Consider the following 9590-nt stretch of genomic DNA (forward strand, 5'->3'; position numbering starts at 1 on the left):
GTATCTTGATGGTTATTTTAAGAATTCATCAAGCTTAATGATTCCATTTTCAATTAGGGATTTGAAATGCCATCCACCTTTATCGTCAGTGACCTTATAAGACCAAAATGTATGACCTTTGCATTCTCTCATACCCTCTAACTGAGCTTGAGCATATTTTGTCATAGCATCATTCATTGTTTCATCTGTAATGGTCTCGTTCTTACGCAAACCAAGTGACCATTCACCTACTATTACTTCAACAAAAGCGCTTACTTTTTGTAATCTATCTTTTCTCGATAATGCAGCATTTATATGTTGCTCCAAATTCATCCTCCCAGATGACTCTGTAAAACATTGATATAAATGAGCATCTAAGATTACATTATGAAATATATTTTCTTTAAAGAACTCTTCCCATTGTTTTAACCTGAATGAATCATGAAAAACAATAGTCAAATCTTTTGAAACCTTTCTAATTGCATGATAACTATCAATATAGAATTTATCCACAATAGCTTTGTCAATTGTTAAGAAGGGTTCGTTTAATACACAAATACTATCAAACATAACGTTGTCTTTATACCTGTCTGTTACTCGAACAAGAATCTCTATTGTTTTATCAATATATTCTTGCTTTTTTGGCCAATCAAGTACACCTTCTATTCCCCCGTTGTCAAAACCATTTTGACAACCTGGAGCAGTATGTAGATCTAACATAAATGGTAGTTTAAGTTCTTCACACCATTTAAGAGCTCTATCAATGTAATCGATACTTTTGTGATATCCACCCTCACCATATAACCACCATGGGATGGGGATTCTTACTAAGTTTAGTCCGTTATCTTTTATCCAAATCAAATCATCTTTTGTGATAAATGTTTCATAATGATGATTCAATATTTCTTCTTTGTTTGCAACCTGTTCATTGAATTTGGTTTCATCTTTTCCAGTAACTGAATTATCTTTAAATAATTCTTTTGTCATCCAGCGTTCAAGTACGAACCATCCACCTAGGTTAACTCCTCTTATCTTATCCATTACAGCAAGACAGTATTGATTGAGTTTTCAGATATATTGATCTCGTAGTTTTTACCATCTAATGTAACAACATATTCATGCGGTTTATCAGTTTGATTTAATACGATCAATGCAATTGTATTATCTGTGTTTTTAAATGCAACTGCTTGTAAATCCTTATTGTTGTTCTCTAACCCGATTCTAAATGAACCTGGTCTTACATACTTACTAAAGTGTCCTACATAATAGTAACTACTTTGTTTGATAAGATTTTGTGGGAATATGTCTACGATAATTGGTGCGTCACATAAATTATTTACGTGATTTGGTCCACCTGTGTTATCTAGGAATAAGTTCCAGTCGATATATCCTTGACACCAGTTATTGAAATCACCAATCATATTTCGAGCATAACGTTCTCCAGTATCCCAACTGTTGAAGTGTACACCACCTTCTTGGCAACCTTCAGTGAATAGTAATCCTTTGTCTGGGAACATGTCATGAACTGTTCCTACATTTTCAAACGCTTCACTTACATACCAGTGAAAACCAGTACCCCATACATACTTCGCAGCTTCTTTATCCTCAAGAACCGTTTTTGCTCTATCAACCATAATATCTCTATTGTGATCCCAGATTAATATCTTTACATCTTTTGCACTACTGTTCTCCATTACTGGACCTAAGTGATCTCTAACGAAATCTCTTTCTTCTTCAGCAGTGTAAATACATGAATCCCATCTTTGTACTGCGGCTGGTTCATTTTGAACTGTAATACCCCATATTGTACATTCAGCTTTTCTATATTCTTCGATGAATTTAACATAGTATTTCGCCCAAGCATCTCTGTATTCAGGTAATAACTTACCTCCAAAAATCATTGAGTTGTTATCTTTCATAAATGCTGGTGGACTCCAAGGACTTGCAAGTATTTGGATTGGTTCTCCTGCAACTTTTTCAGCATCCTTGATCAACGGAATAACCCATTCTTTATCTCGTGAAATATCAAATGTTTTTAATTCCTTGTCACCTTCTTCAATATATGTATAACTATTTATTGAGAAATCACAACCATGGATGCTTACTCTACCAAGAGTGTATCCAAGTCCTTCTTCTTTATCGAAGTACGCTTTAATTGCTTCTTCTCTTTTTTCTTTACTAATTCTGATTAAATTGTACGCAGCACTTTCTGTGAATGCACCACCAAATCCAACCATTTCTTGATATGTAGTTGATGTGTCTAAGATCATAGTGGCTTGTTTGTTTGATTCAATTAATCCTTCTTGATTAAATCTCTTATCTGAGTTTTTCTCAGTTACAATTAATTTCTTCATCATTGCTCTCCTCGAACATGAACTGTTAATTCTTCTAGTTCACCATTACGTAGTTGTTCTGCATGAACTCCTTTAACATCATCAATAATTCCGTTGCTTCCGTTAAATGAGTATCCTATAATTCTACAGCTATCATCATAAGTGTTAAGTTTATGAGGATTAACATAAATAACTTTTGTATGTCCTAAGAATGTAAAACTAACTTTATCATCTTTGAAGAATTCTTTTGCAATCAAAGGTTTTAAATTAAGTTTTAGTTCACCATCTTCTGTAATAAACGGTTTTTTACCAAACATCATCATTTGCCATATACTTAACATTTCAGCAGTACTACCTGATAATCTAGCAACCCATCCCTGTCCTCTAACTTCGGGATCAGGATTTATACTAGTAGCAATAAAGCTTGAGTTTTCTAGAGTTGATCTTCCGTATACTTTTGGGTCCATGAAACAAACTAAGTTTGTTTTTATTTCTTCATAGAACTCTTTATATAATCCAGCTTTTAATAAACCAACTAAATATTTATATGTCATGTGTAAGAAGTTAGATTCACGTTCTTGCCAACCTTTTGTAAAGCTTCTTCCACGTCCTATTTCATTTGTTTCATTATCTAAAAATTCAGATGTTTTATAGAACTGTAATTCGTGATCATATATGTTTGACATTTTAATTCTATCAAACATGTTTCTTTTCTGTTGATCGTTCTTCATTACTTTTAAAGCTCTTGCTGGAGCCTCTAAGTAATTAGGTAACGCTCTAACTTTAAATTCCAATGGTTTAACAAGTGGCAATCCAAATCTACCAATTTTTGGTTTATTGTGTTCCATAATTTGCTCATATTCTGTAACTTCATGAACTAAGAATGTTGGATAAACACCGTCACCATATCTTAATGATTTTGATAATGCTAAATCAATTTTTCTATTAATTAGCTCTAGAATTTCATATAGTTCTTTAGAGGCCAAGCGTTCAACCCCAGAAACACCAAATCTAATTCTATCCCTATAAATCTCTTTTGCAGTTGATGCTTTGTCCCAATACTCAAAGTCATTGAATGTGTTAATAAATACTTCTCTCATATCTTGAACAAAAGCTAAAAACTCGTTTGTTAATTCTAGATGTTGTGATGCATCGAAGTTATCTTGTAAGAATTGAGCAACTCTTTTTAATTCAATTGTCTCACTAACTCCACTACCGAATAGTCCTGGTAGACCATTCATTGCATCGTTCCAACCTGGTTTGTTTGCTTCCATTTCAATTCCCATCCCTGATGGATCAATTGAAGCAACTTTGTTTAATGCTAATACGAATAGTTTTGAGTAAAGACTTGCTTTCACTTCAATACCATCGTTATCTTTTAACCAGTTAGTCCCATGTGGGTCCATACCTAATCGTTGTACTTTTTCGTTGTCAGTATGAATCACACTATCATATCTTCTTATTTTACCGTCAGCTCTTTGATAAATCTTTTCAGATCTAGGTAAAACATGAACTGGACTGTTGTAATATGAGAATGATAAATCATTGAATAATTGTTCTTTTAATTTATCTGGGTATACCCCTTGATAATTCTCGATCAAATCAAGGATATAAGTCCAATGATCAATCCAGAACCCTTCACCGAAATCAGCTTCGAATATTTGTTTTGCATTTGCAAATACTACTTCAAATAACTCGTCGTCTGTTAGATCAGTTTCAATATTAAGGTTAGACATTGTATTTACTACACTACCTGGAGTAAATTTACCAGATAGAATGTTTTTCATTTCTTGATTACCGTTGAATAGATTCTTAGTTAACTTGTCAATTGTTTTCTTGTTTTCTATAACGAATGATGAACCATTTATACCCAGAGGATTATATCCATCTGCTTGAATAAATGATGCAAACATTTTTATATTGAAATCTTCAACATCTTTGTTGAATAAAACATCAGAACGTCTGTTTTGACAAACATCTCTAAAATTACCATTACCTTGTGAATAATATTCTGGAGCTAAACTAAAATAGTTATAATCTCTTTCTAAATCTCCATGTCTTCTACTGAACAAATGATATACAAAGTTTTTATTCTCACCTTTGATTACCATTGGATACCCTCCACGTAGAATGTTATCTAAATAGTTTTGCTTCATATAATCGTCAAAAATTGGGAATGCAGTTTCAGTTTCAATATCTTCTAGCATTTCATCTAAAACACTACTAGCTTCCAATCTCTTTTGATCAATATATTCAGTACTTGTTATCTCATTAACTATGTTTAATAAATGTTCTTCTGAATGGACAGACCCAATTATTGTATTAATTCTTTTTGTTTGTCCTTTTTCAAGTTCAACTGTAACACCTGTAAATCCAACTGGTATTTTATTAGCCGTAACTTGATCGGTTTGTTTGATAGATTCAATACTTTCTTTTTCAAATCTTCTAGCAAATCTTTTTGATGTATCATAACCAAACACTAAGTTTTGGTCTACAATTGGTTTTACTAGTTCACCTTCAAATGTCGATACGTAAAAGTTTCCTTTCACAACATCACTTACTATTGCACTATCTCCACTCGATGATCTCATTCTGTAGAAACCAACATTGTTTTCTAAGCTATACACTTCCATCCAACTTCTTAACAGGTTAGACATTGATTTGAAACTACCGTACTCTGTTTGATATGGAAGTAATTGAGAAACTCCATCCACCAACTCAAAGTTTACAGATTCATCATTTAAATTTGTAATTCTTACTTCTCTAACAAGAGCAGCAATTGATTCGTTTGGTAATCCGAAGTACGTTACTTCAAGCTTCAATCCAAGAGTGTGGTTGATTTCTTCAATAGAAAATTCACCACGTTGTATTTTCATTTTTGTATCTTTTTTATCGTTGTTTTCACCAAATATTTCATATACAGTTTCGTTCATCTTAACGAACGTTCTAAATCCATTTGTTGCAACTGTTTGGTATGCGGTTACAGCAGGGAAGAATTCTAATATTTGGTTATCTTTATTTTCTAAACCAAACGAAACAATTCCTTGACCTCTATTAACATAAAATGCCCATAGTGGGATTCCTCTTTTACCGGCCATACCAGGTAAAAAGCTGCTGAAAGTCTTTTGTTGTGCGAAGTTCTCAATTACGAACTCTTTATTTTTAAAGTAATATTCCTTCATTTTAGTCACCTCATAATTTGTTTAACATGCAAAAGGTCCTTAATAATACCTACGGTATTACTAAAACGATTTCGTAAATAGTATAACGCAAATGTAAGCGTATAACAATACCGTTTTCGTATATTATGAGTAAAACGGATATTTTATAATTAAGAAAGCCGTTACATAAAAAAAAAGGAATCCTTTGGATTCCTTTTACTATGCTATTTATCCGATAGAACCTTCCATCTCTAGTTTGATGAGTTGGTTCAATTCTACAGCGTACTCCATTGGTAGTTCTTTTGCGAACGGTTCAATGAATCCCATGATGATCATTTCAGTAGCTTGCTCTTCTGTAAGTCCTCTACTTTGTAAGTAGAATAACTGTTCTTCAGACACTTTAGATACTGTAGCTTCATGTTGTACTTGTGCTTGGTTATTTTTTACTATGTTGTACGGTAGTGTATCACTTACTGAAATATCATCGAGAATGATTGTATCACACTCTACATTACTCTTAGCACCAATGGCACCTTTTTCATGTCTAATGATTCCTCTGTAGTTTACTCTTCCACCTTTTGCACTCATAGATTTACTTATAATTTTAGATGTTGTATTTTTACCAATATGAATCATTTTTGCACCTGTATCTTGGTTCATACCTTCTCCAGCGAATGCGATAGAAATTGTAGTCCCTTTAGCGCGATCACCTTTTAGAATACATGCAGGATATTTCATATTTATTTTACTTCCGATGTTTCCATCGATCCATTCCATATGAGCATCTTCACCAACTAGTGAACGTTTTGTCACCAAGTTAATAATATTGTTAGCCCAGTTTTGAACAGTGCTGTAACGACAGTATCCACCTTTTTTAACATAGATTTCTACGATAGCAGCATGTAAACTTGCTTTGGTATAAACAGGGGCAGTACATCCTTCTACATAGTTAACGCTTGCTCCTTCATCAACAATAATAAGTGTTCTTTCGAACTGTCCCATTTGTTCACTATTGATACGGAAATAACTTTGTAGTGGTTTTGTAACATGTACTCCTGGTGGTACATAGATAAAGCTCCCACCACTCCAAACAGCGCTGTTTAATGCAGCATACTTGTTGTCTGTATATGGTACAACTTTACCAAAATATTCTTTAAACAATTCTGGGTATTCTCTAAGTGCAGTATCTGTATCTGTAAATATAACTCCTTGATCTTCAAGTTCTTTGATCGTTGAATGGTATACTACTTCACTTTCAAACTGAGTACTAACTCCAGCTAAGAACTTTTGCTCTGCTTCTGGAATTCCCAACTTCTCAAACGTATCTTTTATCTCTTCAGGTACGTCGTCCCAGTCTTCTTCTGATTTAGCACTTGGTTTTATATAATACGTTATTTCATCAAAGTTTATTTCACTTAAATCAGGTCCCCAAGTTGGTTGTGGTCTAGATATAAAACGCTCATAGCTTTTTAATCTGAATTCTAACATCCATTCTGGTTCACCTTTGATTTTTGAAATCTCTCTAACTACATCTTCACTTATTCCTTTACCTGTATCTAAAACACTTGTTGTCTCTGTTTTAAATCCAAACTTATAATCCCCAATTATGTTATTAATTTCTTGTTTAGTTTTTTCACTCATTTAGAGATCACTCACTTTCATCTAATGTCCCTTCAAATGCTTTCCAAGCGATTGAGGCACATTTAATACGTGCTGGAAATTTTCTAACACCAGTATAAGCAATTGCTTCTTCTAGTTCAACTTCCTCATCGTATTCTTTATTTGTAAGCATATTGATATATGCATCTTTAATTTGTGTAGCATCTTCTACATTCTTACCCATTAATGTTTCACTCATAACACTTGCACTACTACAACAAATGCTACATCCTGTTCCATCATGTTTTACATCTTCAACAACACCATTAACTATTTTACTTTGCACTGTAATATCATCACCACAAGTTGGATTTTTAATGTGTATTGTTTTATATAAATCATCTTGCACTAACCCTTTGTTTCTAGGATTCTTATAATGATCCATTATTACTTGTCTGTATAGTATCTCCATATTGTTCATAATAGCCTCCTAGAATCCTACACTTTTAAAGAAGTCTCTAGCTTGTTTCACACTTGAAACAAATTTATCGCATTCTTCTAAAGTATTGTAAATATAAAAACTTGCACGCAATGTTGCTAAAACATCTAACCATTTAATAACCAATTGTGCACAGTGATGCCCAGCTCTCATACATATGTTATCACCATCGAAAAATGTGATGGCATCATGTGGATGAACGCCTTTAATATTAAATGAAATTATTCCAGTATCAGTTGTCTTATTATAAATCTCAATATCCTCTATTTCTAGAAGTTTTGAAATTGTATAATCCTTTAGTTTAATTTCATAATTATGAATCTCATCTAGTCCAATATTTTCCAAGTAGTCAATTGCGGCACCTAAACCAAGTGCTTCCGCAATTGGGGGTGTCCCAGTTTCAAATTTATATGGAGCATCTTTCCAAGACGCATCATATTTGTTAACATTGTCATTCATGTCCCCACCAAACTCAATTGGAGGCATTTCAGCCAATAACTGTTTCTTACCATAAAGTACTCCTATACCCGTCGGACCTAACATTTTATGTCCGCTGAACGCTAGGAAATCACAGTCTAAATCTATTACATCTATTTTTTTGTGTGGTGCAGCCTGTGCTGCATCTACACTTACTATAGCTCCTTTTTCGTGAGCTAGTTTGATGATTTCTTTGACAGGCGAAATATAACCCATAACATTAGATACATAATTAATTGCGACTACTTTTGTTCTATCGGTCAAAACTGATTTAAAATTCTCAATAGTAATTCTTCCTTCTTCATTTAGAGGAAGATACACTAGTTTAGCACCAGTGATATTACTTACGTTTTGCCAAGGTAAAACGTGAGAATGATGTTCCAGTTCTGTTACAATAATTTCGTCTTCTTTTGTTAGATTATTTAACCCATAACTTGAAGCAACTAGATTAAGAGCGCTACTTGCTCCACGGGTAAATACTATTTCATCAAAAGTAGCGTTAATGAACGATGCAACTTTCTTTCTTGCCTTTTCATATTGATCAGTTGCAATAAAGCTTAAGTTGTAAACACCTCTATGTACATTTACACCATATTTTTTATAGTATTCATCTAATTTATCTATTACTTGTATTGGTTTTAGACTTGATGCTGCTGTATCTAAATATACAAGTGTCTTATCTTCTAATATAGGAAAATCTTTTCTAATGTTATTGATATCCATAGCACTTCACCTACAATGTTTTATTTTCTACCGTTTCAATGAAATCCTGAATAAGTTCTTCAGATTGAAGTAGTTTTAATACCGGACTTAAGAATCCTGAGATAATTAAGCGCTCTGCATTTTTAAGAGTTAGCCCTCTACTCATGAGATAGTATAATTGTTCATCATCCATCTTACCAATAGCTGCTCCATGACTTGCAATAACGTCAAACTCGTCGATTAGTAGTAATGGGTTTGCATCTAGTCTCGATGTTTCACCTAAAACAATACCTTTATTACTTTGTCTAGCAGTACTTCTTTTCATATCTTTATTAATTTTTCCAACACCTTCGAATATAAGAGTTGAATTATTGTTAGCTACACCGTAATTCTCGATATAACCTTCTGTATCTTTGGCTTTATGTTCGACTAATTGTCTAAATGAAGCTTCTTGATTGTTATTGGTAATAGCTACTGTTTTTGAAGTTGCAGATGCAAATTCTTGTAGTAAAAACATGTTCGTTTTACTGTCAGTTGTAGCATCGTTAATTTCAGCTACACTGTAAGAACTATTTCCATATCTATCTACATAACTATTTCTAGTTATACTAGCCATTGCTTTTTCACTTAACTTTGATAATCCACCATACACTAGTTTCGCGTTTTCACCAACAAAACTATTTGAAACAAAGTTATAACTTGTTTCACCTGTGTTATATAGATATTCAAAGTAATTGAATTCACTGCTTTTGCTTAATAATAGAGTTGTGTTATTAACAAATTCACCGTTTTCTTGTACGTAAAACACAAACAGTGATTTTTTGTACACTTCATTTGGTC

7 protein-coding genes are annotated in these 9590 nt (G+C 33.1%); all 7 read right to left on the reverse strand.

Annotation, left to right across the window (positions count from 1 at the left end; translation table 11 throughout):
- Positions 1 to 12 precede the first annotated feature (12 nt).
- The gene (locus AC2LE6_RS01880) at positions 13 to 1020 is read right to left on the reverse strand and encodes a glycoside hydrolase family 5 protein (protein ID WP_484477541.1); all 1008 of its coding nucleotides are present in this window, start codon (positions 1018 to 1020) and stop codon (positions 13 to 15) included.
- The gene (locus AC2LE6_RS01885) at positions 1020 to 2336 is read right to left on the reverse strand and encodes a glycoside hydrolase family 30 protein (RefSeq protein ID WP_484477542.1); all 1317 of its coding nucleotides are present in this window, start codon (positions 2334 to 2336) and stop codon (positions 1020 to 1022) included. Before AC2LE6_RS01885 ends, AC2LE6_RS01880 begins: the two co-directional genes overlap by 1 nt.
- Positions 2333 to 5494: a cellobiose phosphorylase gene (locus AC2LE6_RS01890; protein WP_484477543.1), complete on the reverse strand. Its 3162-nt coding sequence runs from the start codon at positions 5492 to 5494 to the stop codon at positions 2333 to 2335. The genes AC2LE6_RS01885 and AC2LE6_RS01890 overlap by 4 nt, the downstream gene beginning before the upstream one ends.
- A 207-nt stretch (positions 5495 to 5701) precedes the next feature.
- Positions 5702 to 7114, reverse strand: coding sequence for a Fe-S cluster assembly protein SufB (gene sufB / locus AC2LE6_RS01895; protein ID WP_484477544.1), 1413 nt, complete (start codon positions 7112 to 7114; stop codon positions 5702 to 5704).
- Positions 7115 to 7121: 7 nt separating this feature from the next.
- A complete protein-coding gene (gene sufU, locus AC2LE6_RS01900) occupies positions 7122 to 7553 on the reverse strand; it encodes a Fe-S cluster assembly sulfur transfer protein SufU (RefSeq protein ID WP_484477545.1) in 432 nt (143 codons plus the stop codon).
- Positions 7554 to 7562: 9 nt separating this feature from the next.
- On the reverse strand, positions 7563 to 8771 hold the full coding sequence (locus AC2LE6_RS01905; RefSeq protein WP_484477546.1) for a SufS family cysteine desulfurase: 1209 nt from the start codon (positions 8769 to 8771) through the stop codon (positions 7563 to 7565).
- Positions 8772 to 8781: 10 nt separating this feature from the next.
- On the reverse strand, positions 8782 to 9590 hold an 809-nt coding region (locus AC2LE6_RS01910; RefSeq protein ID WP_484477547.1), incomplete at its 5' end, for a SufB/SufD family protein.

It is taken from the genome of Candidatus Izemoplasma sp., from assembly GCF_982632705.1.

Excerpts from the sequence above, each read along its gene's own strand:
- sufB (WP_484477544.1), bottom strand. The coding sequence starts at position 7,114 with ATGAGTGAAAAAACTAAACAAGAAATTAATAACATAATTGGGGATTAT.
- AC2LE6_RS01885 (WP_484477542.1), bottom strand. The coding sequence starts at position 2,336 with ATGATGAAGAAATTAATTGTAACTGAGAAAAACTCAGATAAGAGATTT.
- AC2LE6_RS01905 (WP_484477546.1), bottom strand. The coding sequence starts at position 8,771 with ATGGATATCAATAACATTAGAAAAGATTTTCCTATATTAGAAGATAAG.
- sufU (WP_484477545.1), bottom strand. The coding sequence starts at position 7,553 with ATGAACAATATGGAGATACTATACAGACAAGTAATAATGGATCATTAT.
- AC2LE6_RS01880 (WP_484477541.1), bottom strand. The coding sequence starts at position 1,020 with ATGGATAAGATAAGAGGAGTTAACCTAGGTGGATGGTTCGTACTTGAA.
- AC2LE6_RS01890 (WP_484477543.1), bottom strand. The coding sequence starts at position 5,494 with ATGAAGGAATATTACTTTAAAAATAAAGAGTTCGTAATTGAGAACTTC.